The sequence below is a fragment of the Lentzea sp. NPDC004782 genome, assembly GCF_040609115.1.
In the GTDB taxonomy this organism is placed as follows: Bacteria; Actinomycetota; Actinomycetes; order Mycobacteriales; family Pseudonocardiaceae; genus Lentzea.
Genome location: NZ_JBEXJN010000109.1, coordinates 1 through 15293, shown reverse-complemented (window position 1 = coordinate 15293; position 15293 = coordinate 1). Strand labels below are relative to the sequence as shown.

Annotated in this window: 16 protein-coding genes; 7 read left to right on the top strand and 9 right to left on the bottom strand. The window is 70.1% G+C overall.

All coding sequences use genetic code 11. The features are described from left to right. Positions 1 to 39: 39 nt before the first annotated feature. Together ABZV40_RS44800 and ABZV40_RS44795 are read right to left on the bottom strand one after the other, a co-directional pair. Positions 40 to 630, bottom strand: coding sequence for a GNAT family N-acetyltransferase (locus ABZV40_RS44800; RefSeq protein WP_355456150.1), 591 nt, complete (start codon positions 628 to 630; stop codon positions 40 to 42). Positions 631 to 640: 10 nt separating this feature from the next. Then, a complete protein-coding gene (locus tag ABZV40_RS44795; RefSeq protein ID WP_355456148.1) occupies positions 641 to 1534 on the bottom strand; it encodes an RNA polymerase subunit sigma-70 in 894 nt (297 codons plus the stop codon). 56 nt (positions 1535 to 1590) lie between these two features. Here ABZV40_RS44795 and ABZV40_RS44790 point away from each other — a divergent pair, with 56 nt between their 5' ends. After that, the gene (locus tag ABZV40_RS44790) at positions 1591 to 2166 is read left to right on the top strand and encodes a maleylpyruvate isomerase family mycothiol-dependent enzyme (RefSeq protein ID WP_355456146.1); all 576 of its coding nucleotides are present in this window, start codon (positions 1591 to 1593) and stop codon (positions 2164 to 2166) included. Here ABZV40_RS44790 and ABZV40_RS44785 read toward each other — a convergent pair. Beyond that, on the bottom strand, positions 2137 to 2613 hold the full coding sequence (locus tag ABZV40_RS44785) for a MarR family transcriptional regulator (RefSeq protein ID WP_355456144.1): 477 nt from the start codon (positions 2611 to 2613) through the stop codon (positions 2137 to 2139). The genes ABZV40_RS44790 and ABZV40_RS44785 overlap by 30 nt on opposite strands. Positions 2614 to 2666: 53 nt before the next feature. Between ABZV40_RS44785 and ABZV40_RS44780 the strand changes: the two genes are divergently transcribed. The 3 genes from ABZV40_RS44780 to ABZV40_RS44770 all read left to right on the top strand — a co-directional run bounded on the left by ABZV40_RS44780 (position 2667) and on the right by ABZV40_RS44770 (position 6797). Then, positions 2667 to 4643 (top strand): MMPL family transporter, encoded by a 1977-nt coding sequence (locus tag ABZV40_RS44780; protein ID WP_355456152.1) that lies wholly within the window; start codon positions 2667 to 2669, stop codon positions 4641 to 4643. Between the two features lie 15 nt (positions 4644 to 4658). After that, positions 4659 to 5762, top strand: a complete 1104-nt coding sequence (locus ABZV40_RS44775) for a winged helix DNA-binding domain-containing protein (protein WP_355456142.1) — start codon at positions 4659 to 4661, stop codon at positions 5760 to 5762. A 69-nt stretch (positions 5763 to 5831) separates the two neighbouring features. Then, the gene (locus tag ABZV40_RS44770; protein WP_355456140.1) at positions 5832 to 6797 is read left to right on the top strand and encodes a zinc metalloprotease; all 966 of its coding nucleotides are present in this window, start codon (positions 5832 to 5834) and stop codon (positions 6795 to 6797) included. Positions 6798 to 6843: 46 nt separating this feature from the next. Here the strand turns inward: ABZV40_RS44770 and ABZV40_RS44765 are convergent, their stop codons facing one another. The 4 genes from ABZV40_RS44765 to ABZV40_RS44750 form a co-directional block, all read right to left on the bottom strand. Next, the gene (locus ABZV40_RS44765) at positions 6844 to 8361 is read right to left on the bottom strand and encodes a hypothetical protein (RefSeq protein ID WP_355456138.1); all 1518 of its coding nucleotides are present in this window, start codon (positions 8359 to 8361) and stop codon (positions 6844 to 6846) included. A gap of 13 nt (positions 8362 to 8374) precedes the next feature. Beyond that, positions 8375 to 9088, bottom strand: coding sequence for a hypothetical protein (locus ABZV40_RS44760; protein WP_355456136.1), 714 nt, complete (start codon positions 9086 to 9088; stop codon positions 8375 to 8377). A 96-nt stretch (positions 9089 to 9184) separates the two neighbouring features. Next, complete coding sequence (locus ABZV40_RS44755; protein WP_355456134.1) at positions 9185 to 9376, bottom strand: hypothetical protein; 192 nt, start codon at positions 9374 to 9376, stop codon at positions 9185 to 9187. A gap of 15 nt (positions 9377 to 9391) precedes the next feature. Beyond that, on the bottom strand, positions 9392 to 9982 hold the full coding sequence (locus ABZV40_RS44750) for a uridine kinase (RefSeq protein ID WP_355456132.1): 591 nt from the start codon (positions 9980 to 9982) through the stop codon (positions 9392 to 9394). A 126-nt stretch (positions 9983 to 10108) separates the two neighbouring features. Between ABZV40_RS44750 and lysA the strand changes: the two genes are divergently transcribed. Beyond that, positions 10109 to 11422: a diaminopimelate decarboxylase gene (gene lysA, locus ABZV40_RS44745; RefSeq protein ID WP_355456130.1), complete on the top strand. Its 1314-nt coding sequence runs from the start codon at positions 10109 to 10111 to the stop codon at positions 11420 to 11422. A gap of 89 nt (positions 11423 to 11511) precedes the next feature. On the opposite strand, the gene sph is transcribed toward lysA, so the two are convergent. Then, the gene (gene sph / locus ABZV40_RS44740) at positions 11512 to 12435 is read right to left on the bottom strand and encodes a sphingomyelin phosphodiesterase (protein ID WP_355456128.1); all 924 of its coding nucleotides are present in this window, start codon (positions 12433 to 12435) and stop codon (positions 11512 to 11514) included. 161 nt (positions 12436 to 12596) lie between these two features. Here sph and ABZV40_RS44735 point away from each other — a divergent pair, with 161 nt between their 5' ends. Continuing rightward, complete coding sequence (locus ABZV40_RS44735) at positions 12597 to 13472, top strand: hypothetical protein (RefSeq protein WP_355456126.1); 876 nt, start codon at positions 12597 to 12599, stop codon at positions 13470 to 13472. Here the strand turns inward: ABZV40_RS44735 and ABZV40_RS44730 are convergent, their stop codons facing one another. Continuing rightward, positions 13473 to 14060 (bottom strand): bifunctional 4-hydroxy-2-oxoglutarate aldolase/2-dehydro-3-deoxy-phosphogluconate aldolase, encoded by a 588-nt coding sequence (locus ABZV40_RS44730; RefSeq protein WP_355456124.1) that lies wholly within the window; start codon positions 14058 to 14060, stop codon positions 13473 to 13475. It abuts the gene before it with no gap. Positions 14061 to 14143: 83 nt separating this feature from the next. On the opposite strand from ABZV40_RS44730, the gene ABZV40_RS44725 reads away from it, so the two are divergent. Next, complete coding sequence (locus tag ABZV40_RS44725; RefSeq protein ID WP_355456122.1) at positions 14144 to 15235, top strand: NAD(P)/FAD-dependent oxidoreductase; 1092 nt, start codon at positions 14144 to 14146, stop codon at positions 15233 to 15235. Positions 15236 to 15293: the final 58 nt, after the last annotated feature.

The window sequence follows — 15293 nt, the reverse complement described above, 5'->3', positions numbered from 1 at the left end:
CCCCGGCCCACCTTAACCCAAAAATTCCCCCCCCACGCGTTAAAAGTGCCCCCTCCCCCCGACGGCGAAGTCCACCCTCATCACGGAACGTCGTCTGGTGGGGTGGGTGACCTGGGTGAACCCCGCCTCCTCGAACACCTGCCGCGCGCCGACGTGCATCTCACCCCAGGTGACGTTCTGGCCGGGCGCGGTGATCATCGGATAGGCCTCGACCGCGCGGGCACCGCGAGCCCGCGCGTGCTCGACGGTCGCCGCCGCGAGCTCGTAGGTGAGGCCCTGCCGACGGAAACCCTTGCGCACCACAAAACACGTCACGGCCCACACGCCGTCGTCGTCTTTGTCCTCGGCGCGACCCTTCCACGGGATCGGCAGGTCGAGCAGCTTCGGGTAGTCGCACCGCGGCTCGACCGCGACCCACCCGGCGGGCCGGCCGTCCACGTAGGCCACGAGCCCGCTGCCGCGGGCGGACTGCTCCTCGTGCGCGGCAACGCGCTCGTCCAGCGTCGAGTCGCGCCACAGCCAGCCCTTCACCTTGTAGCGCTGGCAGTGGCACTTGCCGGGCTCGGACCCGTCGAAGATCGCCTCGACGTCCTCCCACGGCACCTCGTCCGACGGCACGATCCGGATCACGTCGCGCAGCCTAGGCGAAGAGCGGCAGCAGTTCCGGCACGTTGAGGAACGTCGTGGTGTTCGTGATCAGCCCGTCGCGGACGTCGACGAACACCAGCGCGAACGGCCGGTCCATCCCCGGCCGCATCTGCCAGTACGCGGGCGAACCGTTCGCCCGCACCGGCACGAGCCAGGCGCCGGCGCAGGACGCGTTCGGGTCGTTCCACGCGGCCGCGATCGCCGCACGGCCCCGCAGCCACCAGCTGAACGGCGGCATCGACATCGTGGCGTCCTCGTGCAGCAACGCCACCAGCGTCTGCACGTCGTGGCGGTCGAACGCCTCGCAGTACCGGCGCAGCAACGACTTCTGCACGGGATCGGCGGGGTTCAACGGTTCGCCGGGGTCGACGTCGCGCAACGTGGCCCGCGCTCGTTGCAGCGCGCTGTTGGCCGAGGCCACCGAGATGTCCAGCAGCGCCGCGACCTCGGCGGCCTGCCACGCCAGCACGTCCCGCAGGATCAGCACCACGCGCTGCCGCGGCGGCAGGTGCTGCAGCGCGGCCACGAACGCGAGTCGCACGGTCTCCTTGCGGATGGCCTGGTCCTCGGGCAGCACCAACGCGTCGGGCACGGGTTGCACGAACACCCGCTCGGGCAGCGGTTCCCCGATCTGGCCGCCGGAAGGTCCCAGGTCGACGGCCAGCGCCCGGCGCTGGGCGGACCGCTGCATGTCGATGCAGATGTTCGTGGCGATGCGGTAGAGCCACGTCCGCAGCGAGCCGCGCGCGGAGTCGAAGCTGTCGTAGGCCTTCCACGCGCGCACGAGCGTCTCCTGCACGGCGTCCTCGGCCTCGAAACCGGAGCCGAGCACGCGGTAGCAGTAGCCGGTCAGCTCGACCCGGAACGGCTCCAGCGTCTCGATCACGCCACGGACCCTACGCGGACCGATGAGTTTCCGTCGGCCGGCTCGTAGGAAAGGGCATGACCGAAGAAATCAGGGCCGCGGTGGCGGCGGAACGCCGTGACCAGTCCGAACTCCTCGCCGAGCTCACGCAGGAGCAGTGGGACGCGCCGAGCCTGTGCGAGGGCTGGCGCGTCAGGGAGGTCGTCGCCCACACGACGCTGCCGTTCCACAGCTCGCGCGGCCGGGTGCTGCTGGAGATGATCAGGTCGGCCGGCCGGTTCAACCACGCCTCGAACCGCATGGCCAGGCAGGACGCGGCGAGACTGTCCACTGACGACCTCGTCAGGACCCTGAAGGCCAACATCGACAACCCCTGGACCCCACCCGGTGGCGGCCTCGTGGGCGCTCTCTCGCACGACGTCATCCACGGCCTGGACATCACCGTCGCGCTCGGACTGGAACGCAAGGTGCCGCACGACAGGCTCCGGCTCGTCCTCGACGGCATGACCGCGCGCAGCGTGAAGTACTTCGGTGCGGACCTCCAGGGCAAGCGCCTGGAGGCCATCGACCTGGACTGGTCGTTCGGTGAGGGTGAGCCGGTCCGGCGGCCGGCCCAGGAGCTGCTACTTCTCGTGTGCGGGCGCCGGATCTGAGGTCACGGCCGCACGCACCCGTGCCGTCGCCTCGGTCGTCGTGGTCAGGAACCTGGCCACGACCTCGCGGTCCGCGTCGCTCAGTCGCGCCCACGCCGAGGAGTACTCCCGCGCCAGCGGCTGGAAGAACGTCGAAGCGAGCGCCGTCGCCGCGTCGAGCACCCGGAGCTCGACCCGGCGGCGGTCGTCCGGGTCGCGGTCGCGGACGACGTGACCGGCGCGTTCCAGCCGGTCCAGCACGGACGTCGTGGCCGACGCGCTGAGGTTCAGCGCCTTCGCGAGCGCGCCCGGTGTCATGGGGGAGCGGGTCGTCATGATCAGGTTCAGCGCCGTCATGTCGGTGGGGTGCAGCCGGTGGGCCGCGCTGAAGATCTCCAGGAACCGGTTCGACTCCATCACCAGCGCCCGCACCAGCATGCTCAGGTCGTAGTCACTTGCGTCGCTCACGTCACCAGCATACAGTTCGGCCATCGAATGATTCGACGATCGAAGGAATGCTGATGCGAGTCCTGGCCGGGGTCCTGCTCGTCGTCTGGCTCGCGCTGGGCGGCTTCACCGGGCCGTACGCGGGCAAGCTCTCGGAGGTCGCGAAGAACGACAGCAGCGCGTTCCTGCCGAACTCCGCCGAGTCGACGCAGGTCGCCGAGTTGCAGAAGAAGTTCCAGCGCAGCAACGCGATCCCGGCGATCGTCCTGGTCGAACGCAAGGGCGGGCTGACCGAGCAGGACCGGAAGTTCCTGGCCGACCGCGGCAGGGGCTTCCAGGCCTCGCCGGTCATCCCCGCGCCGAACGACAACGAGGCCGCCCAGATCGTCGTGCTGCTCGACCCGGCGAAGAAGGTCCGCGACGCGGTCCTGCAGCTGCGCGACGGCGCGCGCGGCGCCCCGCCGGGCCTGACCGTGCTGGTCACCGGACCGGCCGCGCAGGTCGCCGACCTCGTGGAGGCGTTCGGCGGCATCGACGGGTTGCTGCTGGTCGTCGCGGGTGCGGTGGTCGCGTTGATCCTGCTCGTGGTCTACCGGAGCCCGTTGCTGCCGCTCGTCGTGCTGGTGTCGGCGGTGTTCGCGCTCGGCCTGGCCAGCTTCGTCGTGTACCTGCTGGCCAAGAACGACGTGCTGGCGCTCAACGGTCAGAGCCAGGGCATTCTCTCGATCCTCGTGTTCGGCGCGGCGACGGACTACGCGTTGCTGCTGGTCGCGAGATTCCGCGAGGAGTTGCGCGACACCGGGGACCGGTTCGCGGCCGTCCGCACGGCCTGGCGCGGCACGGTCGAACCCATCGCCGCGTCGGCGGGCACGGTGATCCTCGGCGTGCTGTGCCTGCTGTTCAGCGACCTCGACTCGAACAAGGGGCTCGGACCCGTGGCGGCCATCGGCATCGCGGCCGCGCTGCTGACCACGATGACGTTCCTGCCCGCGGTGCTCGCACTGCTCGGCCGCGCCGCGTTCTGGCCGTTCGCGCCGAAGCTCGGCTCGCCGCACCCGGAGACGAGCGGGTTGTGGGGCCGCACGGCGGATCTGGTGCGCCGCAAGCCCCGTGCGATCTGGGTCGTCACGACGCTCGTGCTGCTCGCGGGTGCCGCGTTCCTGCCGCAGCTCAAGGCCTCCGGCACGGCGCAGTCCGACGTGTTCCTGACCGAGGTCGAGTCCGCTACCGGGCAGGAGGTGCTGTCGCGGCACTTCCCGGGCGGCACCGGGTCGCCCACGGTCGTCATCGCCGCCGAGAGCGCGACCGCCGACGTTCTGCAGAAGTCCAAAGTGGATGGCGTCGCGGACGTGCGGCCGGCCGGTACGGCGGACGGCCTGGTCCGCGTCGAGGCGACGCTGAAGGACGCGCCGGACTCGGACGCCGCGGTGGCGACGGTCGAGCGCATCCGTGCGGCGGTGCACGGGATCGACGACGCGAAGGTCGGCGGGCAGACCGCGACGTTGCTGGACACCAGGAAGACCTCGGAGCACGACCGGTTGCTGATCATCCCGATCGTGCTGCTGGTGATCTTCCTCGTGCTCGCGCTGCTGCTGAGGTCGTTGCTGGCGCCGGTCCTGCTGATCGCCACGGTCGTGCTGTCGTTCGCGGCCACGATGGGCGTGTCGGCGCTGGTGTTCAACCACGTCTTCGGCTTCCCCGGCGCGGATCCGGTGGTGCCGCTGTTCGGGTTCGTGTTCCTGGTGGCGCTGGGCATCGACTACAACATCTTCCTGATGACCCGCGTCCGCGAGGAGACCCGGCGGCTCGGCACGGTCGAGGGCACGGTGCGGGGTCTCAGCCTGACCGGCGGCGTGATCACGTCGGCCGGTGTGGTGCTGGCCGCGACGTTCGCCGCGCTCGCCGTGCTGCCGATCCTGTTCCTCACGCAGATCGCGTTCATCGTGGCGTTCGGCGTCCTGCTGGACACGTTGCTGGTGCGGTCGTTGCTGGTGCCCGCGCTGTCGGTGGACGTCGGCGGCCGAATCTGGTGGCCGTCGAAGCTGCGGTGAGCCAGGATCACCGGCATGACCTACACCGCACGTCAGCTCAACCGCGCCACGCTGCAACGGCAGATGCTGCTGGAGCGCGAACCGGTGGACGTGCTGACGGCGGTGGAGAGGATCGTCGCGATCCAGGCGCAGGAACCCGCGTCGCCGTACCTCGCGCTCTGGAACCGGGTCGAGGGCTTCGACCCGGCCGAACTGGACGCCGCGTTCACGAGCGGGGCGGTCCGCAAGGCGTCGCTGATGAGGATCACCCTGCACGCGGTCACGGCCGCCGACCACGAGGTGTTCCACCACGCGATGCTGCCCGCGTTGCGCGCGTCCCGGTTGCACGACAAGCGGTTCAAGGGCATGGACCTCACGATCGAGCAGGCCGACGCGCTGCTCGCGCACGTGCTGGAGTTCGCCCGGGAGCCGCGCGAGAAGGCCGAGATCGAGAAGTTGCTGCACTCCCACGCCGGTGACGTCGGGCAGCCCGGCGCCTGGTGGGCGCTGCGGACGTACGGCGGTCTCGTGCACGCCCCGACGGGCGGGCCGTGGTCGTTCGGGCCGCGGCCGGTCTACCGGTCGGTGCCGACGCCGCCGCGCGAACGGCTGGAGTGCCTGGCGGAGCTGCTCCGGCGTTACCTCAGCGGGTTCGGGCCCGCGACCGTCCCGGACATGAACCAGTTCACCATGCTGCCGCGCGCCTCGATCCGGGAGGCGCTGGAGCTGCTCGACGTGGTGCGCGACGGCGCCCACTTCGACCTTCCACATCGGACCGTCCCGGACGAGGACACCCCGGCGCCGCCCCGGTTGATGCCCATGTGGGACAGCACGTTGCTCGCCTACGCCGACCGCAGCCGGATCATCCCGGAGCAGTACCGCAAGCTCGTCATCCGCAACAACGGCGACACGTTGCCGACACTTCTCGTTGACGGTCATGTGGCAGGGGTCTGGCGTCCCCACGAGAACGGCGGCATCGAGGCGAGCGCCTTCCACGCTCTTGGTGAGGACCAATGGGCCGGTCTCGCCGAGGAGGCGCGGGCGCTGCACAAGTTCCTCGGCGACCGGGAACCGCAGGTCTACCGGCGTTTCAACCGGTGGTGGACGGGGTTGCCCGTCGATGACGTTCGAATCCTGTGAAAACGTCAAGATCCACAAAGGACCGTGCATGAGTCACCATTCCTTCACCCTGCATGAAGGAAAGGTTCAATGTTCTCATCGAAGAAGCGCGTCCCCGCGGCCTTCGCGGCCACTGTTCTCGCGGCGGGCGCGGTCACCCTGCTCGGCGGTTCTCCTGCCATCGCCGCAGCCGGATCCGTGGAGTGCGCTGACGTGCACTCCGCAGCTCGCGCACTGCCCGGCAGCCACGGCAAGGAGCACAACGAGCTCTCCGACGCCGAGGTCGCGCGGATGAACGCCGATTTGCTGACGAAGGTGAAGCAGCAGGCGAGCGCCCGCACCGACCTCTCCGCGCTGGCCACGGGCGGCACGATCAACGTGGTCTTCCACATCGTGCAGAACTCGTCCGGCACGGGAGCCATGTCCGACGCCACCATCGCCAAGCAGATCAAGGTGCTCAACGACGGCTTCGGCGGCGCGGAGTCGACCGCGGCGGCCAACACCGGGTTCAAGTTCGTGTTGCAGCAGACCAAGCGCTACACCAACGACACGTGGTTCACCAGCGTCAACCCCGACGACGCCAACGCCACCGTCGAACGTGACATGAAGAGCAAGACGCGCGTCGGTTCGGCGTCCACGCTCAACGTCTGGTCCGTCGACCTCCCCGACCTCTTCGGGTTCGCCACGTTCCCGAACTCGTACAAGAGCGCTCCGGAGATGGACGGCGTCGTGATCGACTACGACACCGTCCCCGGTGGTGTGACCGCGAACTTCAACCTGGGCAAGACGCTCACGCACGAGACCGGTCACTGGATGGGCCTCTTCCACACCTTCCAGGGTGGCTGCAGCTCGACCAACGACGGTGTCGCGGACACCCCGGCGCAGAAGACCTCCACGTCGGGCTGCCCGGAGGGCAAGGACACGTGCCCCGCGCCGGGCGTAGACCCGATCCACAACTACATGGACTACTCGTACGACGGTTGCTACAACCAGTTCACCCCTGGTCAGAACACCCGCATGCAGAGCGCCTGGACGGCGTACCGCAGCGGTAAGTGATCTTGCGGCTCGGTTGGGGCGTCGCTCTCGTGAGCGGCGCCCCTTTCTACTGCAGCTGCGCGGCGACAGCCCGAGTGCGGTCCAGTTCCCGTTGGTAGCGGCCGGGATTCGCGGCGGCGAGCTGTTCGTGCAGCGCGAGGGCCTCGGTGATCACCCTCTCGGCCTCCGCTCTTTCGTCGCGCATCACCCGGATCAGCGCGTGGTCGGTGAGCGCGTCGGCCAGCAGGTAGGCGTACCCGGACGGGTTCTCCGCGTACCACTCGCGGTACTCGGCGACCGCCCGCAGCGACGCCTCCAGCGCGACGTCGAGGTCGCCGACGTGCGCGGACGCGACGGCGAAGGTGTTGCGCGCCCTGGCTTTGTCCTGCGGCGTCTCGTACAGGTCGAGGCCTTTCCGCGCCGCGGCCGCGGCCTCCCGGTGGTCGCCGCGGCTGATCAGCACACTGGCCCGGTTGCCCCAGGCCCGTGCCAGCTCCTGGCGGGCGAGGCCGTCGCCGGGGTGGCGGGAGGCGAGCGCGATGGCCTCGTCGCTGGCCGCGAGCGACTCGTCGAGCCTGCCCGTGTCGTGCAGCCGGCCGCTGAGCGAGACGAGCGCGAGGGCGAGCCGCACCTCCATCTTCGTCCTGAGCTCAGGCCGTTCGGCCTCCGCGGCGAGGGCGCGGTAGCCCTCGACCGACTCCCCGGCCGGCGCCAGCGCCTCCTCGTCGAGTCCCAGGTCGTGCAGCCGGTTGCCGTGGTTGTGCAGCGCACCGGCGAGGTGGTTGCGGAACTCCCATTTACCCGTGCGTTCGGCGCCTTCCCGGAAGATCGCGACGGCCTCGGCGTGGGAAGCGCGGGCGTCGTCGAACCGTCCGGCGCGCAGCTGCAGGAGACTCAGCTCGTCGAACACGTTGTAGCAGGTCGTGGACGCGCCGCGCTGTCGTCGCCAGAACGCGGCGGCCTCCGCGGCGTGCTCGATGGCGTCCTCGCCCCGGCCGATCTTGTCGAGCCGCCTGGCGTACTCCAGCAGGGCGTGCGCCAGCGGATAGCCCTCCGGCGGCCCGTCCTTCACCGGCTCCTGCCCGCGCCGCTCGGCGACCGCCTCAGCGGTGTTGCGCGCGGCCTCCTCGTACCGGCCGAGCTTGTCGAGCACGTGGCTCACCCAGTAGCGGGCGTCGTTGGCGGTGACGACGTGGTACCCGCCGGCCGCGGCGAGCTGGACGGCGAGCGAGCGCTCCGCCCGCGCGAACCTGAGCGCGTCCTCGAACAGCTCCTGCCGGACGAGGTTGGCGCGGATCGAGCTCAGCACCCGCAGCACCTGCGGGAGATCGCCTGCCTCCCGGTGCAGCTCCAGCAGCTCGTGCTGGACGCGCAGGGCCAGGTCGTCCCACCCGCAGTCCTCGAACGTCTCCGCCAGGAAGTGCAGCGCCGTCGGCAACGCGTCGCGCTGCGGCCACGTCTCGCGCGGGGTGTCCCGCAGCTCCTCGACGATCGGGAACTGGACCCGCATGATCCGGTACGGGTCCGGATAGGAGCTTCCGGCCTTGCGGTGCCACGTGTCCTCGCGGCGCACTCGCTCGATCACTCGCGAGTGGATATCACGCCGTGCGCACCTCGGGGACGGTCTTGACCACATCCGCCTCCGATGCTTCCGATGCGGCGGAGTCGAGCCGCTCACGCATGGTGCCGCCCTCGGGAGTGCCCACCGGCGACGGCAGCTTGCCCAGCAGGTACGCCGCGTGACTCACCGCGAGCAGCACCAGGAACGTGCCCGAGAACGCCGGCAGCCCACCGATCCCCGCCGGGTTGTCGACGGCCTTGAGCGCCGACACCGCCTGCGCGACGTACGCCAGCACCAGCAGCACCGTGATGACGAGGTTCTGGAACTTCGCCAGGTCGATGGACCGCCCCGCCGACGCGCCCTCCTCGACCGTCAGCATCTCCGTCAACCGCCCGCCCTCCTTCCCCTCGGGGTAGGCGGCCACGCACTCCGGCCGGTTCGTGTTCTTGACGACCTTGACGGCCGCCGCCACCACCGCCGACCCGAGCGAGATGCTCAGCAGCTTCAGCACCTGGTCCGGGATGCCGAACCCGGCCACGTCGACCTGCCCCGCCGCGAACCGCCCGAACACCATGCCGCTGACCAGCGAGAGCAGCGTGACCATCCAGATCATGAGCTGCAGCCGCGACAGGCTGTACCGGCCGCGCGAGTCGCGCAGCACGTTCTGCGCGCCGAGACGGCTGGGGATCACCACCGCGAGCAGCACGATGACGAGAGCGGACACGATCCAAGCCCAGAACGTGGTCGCCATGGCGGCCTCCTCGCTACGCCGTTCGGACGCTGTGGCCAGTACGTCGTCGGGAGGTGACCAGGTGTTATCACGCCGGGTAACGATTTGGGGTTCGGTCTACCAGTGGCAGGCGGTGTCGGGCTCGCAGCAGGGCGCCAGGAACCTGCAGCTCGGGCAGATCCACTTGGAACCGTTGCCGTACGGGCGCAGGTCGTCGGACTCGCACTGCGGGCACTGGGGGAGCTGCGCGGTCTTCTGCGTCGTCTTCTGGGTCGTCTTCTGGGTCGTCTTCTGGGCGGCCTCGGTCACGCGCGCCACCGTACTTCAGTTGTGGTCGATCACGAGGTCGGCGCGACCGGCCGGATCGCACTTCGCCAAGTACAGCCGTTGCCCCTCGACGTACCGGCGGTTGCGGGGATCGTCCGGATCGGACGGACAGCCGTCCCGGACCGCCATCCGCGCGAAGGACACCGCGAAGTCGACGGACAGGAACACCGAGAAGTCCCAGTGGTGCACGAGCTCGTCGCGGTGCAGGAAGATGCCGTCCACCAGCAGGATCGCGGGCTCCGACACGACCTCAAGCGGTGCGTCCACATAGGCGTCGGAAGCCAGGTCGTGGCTCGCCCGCCGGAACGGCTGCCCGGCGGCGAACGGGACGAGCAGGTGCTCGGCGAACCGCTCGTAGTCGTAGCTGTCCAGGAAGAAGCCTTCCGGTGACGTCCGTCCGCGCTGCCACCGGATCGCGCTCGGGTGGTGGAAGTCGTCCACGGACGCGCGAACGACGGTCCGGCCCTTCGCGCGCAGCACCGCGGCCAGTGCGTCGGCGAACGTGGTCTTGCCCGCGCCGTCCACGCCGTCGACCGCGACCAGTCCCGACGCGGGCAGGAGGTCGGCGACCGCAGAAACCCGAGTCACGAGCCACACGATCTCACATGACCTGGGTCACCACCGTCGTCAGGATCGCGTCAAGGTCGGCGTCCGGAGTGTCAGGGTCTCGTCCGAGCGCTGGGCAGGCTTCCCCGATCGGCGTGCAATCGAGCCATGACACTCGCGGAGTTGCTGCCCAGCATCGGATGCGCCACCGAGCCGGTGCTGGAAGAGGGTCTGTGGCCGGACGGAACCCACCTGGCCGGCTCGGACCTCGTCATCGGTGGAGTCCCCGCGACGCGGCTGGCGGCCCAGTTCGGCACGCCGTGCCAGGTGCTGGACGAGTCGACGGTCCGCAGCCGGGCCGCCGCGTTCGTGTCCGCGCTGCCGGACGTGGAGGTGGTGTTCGCGGGCAAGTCGCTGCCGTGCCCCGAGGTCTACCGCTGGATGGTCGCGCTGGGCCTGTCGCTGGACGTGTCCTCGGCCGGTGAGCTCGCGCTGGCCCGTGCCGCCGGGTTTCCCGCCTCGCGGATCGTCGTGCACGGCAACGTGAAGACCGCAGAGGACCTCAAGGCCGCGCTGGCGTACGGGGTCTCGCGGGTCGTCGTCGACTCGTTCGACGAGATCGCCCAGCTCGGTGCCCTGGCCCGGAACGGCCAGCAGGTCATGATCCGCGTGACGCCGGGCGTGGACGCGCACACGCACGCGGCCGTCGCGACCGGGGTGGAGGACCAGAAGTTCGGTTTCTCGCTGGCTTCCGGTGCCGCGCTGGAGGCCGTGCTGCGGGTGGTCGAGCAACCTTCGCTGCGCCTGGTCGGCCTGCACTGCCACATCGGCTCGCAGGTCCGGCACGTGGCCTCGTACGAGGAAACCGTCCGGCGCGTGGTCGGCTTGATCGCCTCGTGCGGGGCGCGGATCGAGCAGCTCGACCTGGGCGGCGGCTTCTGCGCGCCCTACCTGCCGGGCGAGCCGTCGTTCGACCTCTTCGGCTTCGCGCAACGGGTTCACGGCACGCTGAACTACGAATGCGCGCTGCACCGGGTGCCGGTTCCCCGCCTGCTCGTCGAACCGGGCCGGTCGATCGTCGCGCGGGCCGGCGTGACGCTGTACCGGGTCTGCGCGGTCAAACGCGGTGTCAACCGCACCTTCGTGGCCGTCGACGGCGGCATGAGCGACAACCCGCGTCCGGCCTTGTACGGCGCCAAGTACGTCGTGCGGTTGGTGGGCCGTGGCGGCAGATCGCAGCCGATGACCGTGGTGGGACGGCACTGCGAGGCCGGTGACGTGCTGGCCGAGGACGTACCGCTGCCCGCCGACGTGCGTGCGGGTGATCTGCTCGCGGTGCCCGTGACCGGCGCGTACCACCACGCGCTGGCCTCGAACTACAACCAGGTGGGCCGGCCACCGGTCGTGGCGGTCAAGGACGGCTCGGCACGGCCGATCGTGCGCCGCGAAACGGAGGAGGACCTGCTGCGCCGCTACCTCTGAGGCCGGGGTCTGGCGACGTCGATGAAGGGTTCCTTCCTCCACTTGAGGTGGAGGAAGGAACCCTTCATCGAGCACCAGGCACGCCGCGCTCAGCCGGCGAACACGGGGTAGTGGTCGGACAGGTCCGTGTAGGTGTACTTGCGTCCCCACGAGCTGACCGACCACTCAGGACTCTTCACCCGCCGTGTTTCGTTGCGCAGCAAGGGGCCCTGGATCGTCAGCACGTAGTCGAGGTGCTCGGACGCGTACTGCGGCCCGTACTGGTCGCGGCAGATGCTGTTGTCCGCGCAGTCCCACGAGAACGGGTGCCCGACGACCTCCGGCGTGACCGCGCCGAGCTCACTCACCATGCGCGGGAACTCGTCGCTCGCCTTGACGACGTTCATGTCGCCCGCCACGTACACGGGCTCGGACGCGGGGATGTTCCGCGCGGTCAGGAACGCCCTGAGCTCGGCCCGCTGCTTGGTCCGGTAGCCGGCCGGGGCACTGGTGCAGCTGGAGTCCTGGGCCTGCGTGTGCGTGCCGATCACGTGGATCGGTCCGGTCGGCGCCTCGATCCGCACGTACGCGAACCCCTTGTTGGAGAACCAGTCCGCGCCGCACGCGTCGTGATAGATGTGCTGGATCCGGGTCGTGACGGGCCACCTGCTCAGCACCGCGACCCCGCCGTCCTCCGGCGTCGAGGAGCTGTACGCGCCCGAGGTGACGTCCCATCCGGCGGTGCTGCGGCCGAGCACCGGGGTCTGGTACGGGTAGGTGTCGCGGAGGTTGGCCAGCAACCGGTCGGAGGCGGCGTTGTCGAACGCCTCCTGCAGCACCACGACGTCCTGGCCGTTCAGCACGCCGGTGCTGTCGATCAGGTCGGCGCGCGTCAGCTGCCCCCAGTTCGGGTAGAGGTTGCGGGACAGCATGAACACGTTGTAGGTGGCGATCTTCGGGGCGGTGGGGGCCGCGACCGCGGGGGCGGCCGGGATCGTGAGCGCGACGGCGGTGGCGAGCGTGATCAGGCGCATGGAGCCCGATGGTGAAGGACGTGAGAATCCTTCACAACCGTGCACCCGTGTCGTATCGATCAAGCGTTGATGAACTTTCCGGGCCGGTGCGGCTGACCGGTTGCGGTCAGTGGCCGGATCCGGTCGTTCCGCGCGGGCCGGTCGCTGCCTAGGTTGCCGTCATGGGATTGCGCAAGTTGCTGGTCGCCGTGGTGGCGTGCCTGTCCGCGTTGCTCGTCGTGCCGGCACCCGCCGGTGCGGTCGCGTCGTGTGGGAAGTGGGAGCGCAGGGTCTTCGCCATCACGGCGACGGGCGGTCTCGTCCAGCACACGTTCTGCCTCGACGCCAACCGCACCACCATGTCGCGCTGGACCAGCGAGAGCGTCGTTGCCACGACCGGCTGGGCCGACACGGCCACGGCGTTCTGGTCGGGCAAGCTGCACGACTCCGGTGGCGTGTACTACCGGGTCTCCGCCTCCACCGGCGCGCTTCTCTGGTCGAACGACCTCACTTCGTGGCGGTACGTCGGTACAGGTCGTGACTGGCGCGACTACACCTCGCTGATCTCCACCGAGCCAGGGGTCATCTACGGAACGGACAGGTACGGCGTGCTGCACAGGTGGGCGCACCTGGGCTGGCGGGACGGCTCGAACCAGTGGAGCGACGACGTCCCGCTGCAGGGGTCTCCGGGAGCGAGGTTGCTCGGCTCGACCTCGGACGGGCTCGTTGGCGTGCCGAACGTGCCGAACGTGGTGCAGGTGTGGACCCCCAGTCTCGCCGCCAAGTTCCGCATTTTCGTGCCACCAGGGGTGGACCCGAACCGGCTGGTGCCGTTCGACCTGGAGCTGCGCTTCCGGAACTCGGCGTTCGGGCTGACGTCCGCCGGCCGGATCGTCGTGCTGCTGCCGACGGTGTGCGCGGAAGCCGATCGGATGTGGAAGGCCGACGACGAGACCGGCGCCGGTGGCTATCGCCTGATCTTCGCCGGTAACTACGTGCCTTACAGCGGGCCGGTGGAGTGGCAGTGCAACGGGATGACTCCTGGCCCGGCGAACTAGCTACCTCAGCAGCGCCCTGATCTCCTCCAGCGGCGTGCGGGCGAGGGCCGACCCGACCCCGCACGCCACCGCGCCCGCCTCCAGCCACGCGGGCACGTCAGCCGGTGCCACACCGCCGGTCGGCACGAGCGGCGCGTACGGCAAGACCGCGAGAACGTCCCTGACCCACTGAGGCGTCGGCGCCGGGAAGACCTTCACCGCGTCCGCCCCGGCCTCCAGCGCCCGCACGACCTCGGACACCGTCCCGGCGCCCGGCAGCACGGCCGCGCCGTACCGATGACCTGCGCGGATCACCTCCGCGTCCAGGTTCGGCGCCACCAGGAACTGCGCGCCCGCGCGGATCGCCGCCACCGCGGACGCCTCGTCCAGCACGGAGCCCGCGCCGATCGTGGCGCTCGGGTGGTCCGCGCGCAGCTGCCGGATCGCCTCCAGCGCGCCGGGGTTCGTCAACGGCAGCTCCAGGGACGTCAGCCCGGCCTCCAGCAGCGGAACGGCGGCCTGAACCGCGGAGGAGGCGTCGCCGGTGCGGATGATCGCGATGATGCCCTGCCGCACGACTGCCCGGGTGATCTCGTACCGGTAGCTCACGCGCACCAGCCTGACAGGGTCTGTCAGTGCAGTACCAGCGGTGTGTGCGGCCGGTGCCAGCGGACCCGGTCAGTGTTCGTGTCATGCAGAACCCAGTAACGATCATCGGCGCCGGTCTCGGCGGTCTCACCCTCGCCCGCGTGCTGCACGTCAACGGCATCCCGTCCGTCGTCTACGAGGCGGAGGAGTCACCGAAGGCGCGCACGCAGGGCGGGATGCTCGACATCCACGACTACAACGGCCAGCTCGCCGTCGAGGCCGCCGACCTGATGGAGGAGTTCCGCGGCCTGGTCCTGGAGGGACGCGAGGCGATGCGGGTCCTCGACTCCGACGGCAGCGTGCTGTTGGACAAGTCCGACGACGGCAACGGCGGGCGGCCCGAGGTGCAGCGCGCCGAACTGCGGCAGCTGCTGCTCGACTCACTGCCCGAGGGCACCGTCCGGTGGGGTCACAAGGTGACCGCCGTGCGCGGCCGTGAGGTCACGTTCGCCGACGGCCGCACGGTCGAGGCGGAACTGCTGGTCGGCGCGGACGGCGCGTGGTCGAAGGTCCGTCCCGTGCTGACCGACGTCATGCCCGAGTACGGCGGCGTCACGTTCATCGAGACGTACGTCCACCACGCCGACACCGAGCACCCGGAGGTCGCGAAGGCCGTCGGCGGCGGCTCGATGTTCGCGCCCGGCCAGGGCAGGGGCATCTTCGCGCACCGCGAGCGCGGCGACACCCTGCACGCCTACGTCGAGTTCAACCGGCCGCTGGAGTGGTTCGACACCTTCGACGTCACCGACCCCGTGCAGGTCGCGGCGCACTTCGAGGGCTGGGCACCGGAGCTGACCGGGTTGATCACCGAGACCGACACCACGCCGGTGTTCCGCCCGCACTTCGCGCTGCCGCTGGGACTTCGCTGGGACCGGGTGGTGCCGGGCGTGACGCTGATCGGTGACGCCGCCCACCTGGCCGTCGCGAACGGCGAGGGCGCGAACCTCGCGATGCTGGACGGCGCCGAGCTGGCCAAGGCGCTCGTGGCGCATCCCAACGACGTCGAGGCCGCGCTGAGCGAGTTCGAGGAGGCCATGTTCGTGCGCACGGTGCAGACCATCGGCGACACCGAGCAGATGGTGCAGAGCCTGTTCGGCGACGACGCCCCGGAGAAGCTCCTCGAACTGCTGAACTGACGGTCGAGGTCGATGAAGGGGGCCGGAATAGACAACGAGGGGTGGTATTGGGCCCACA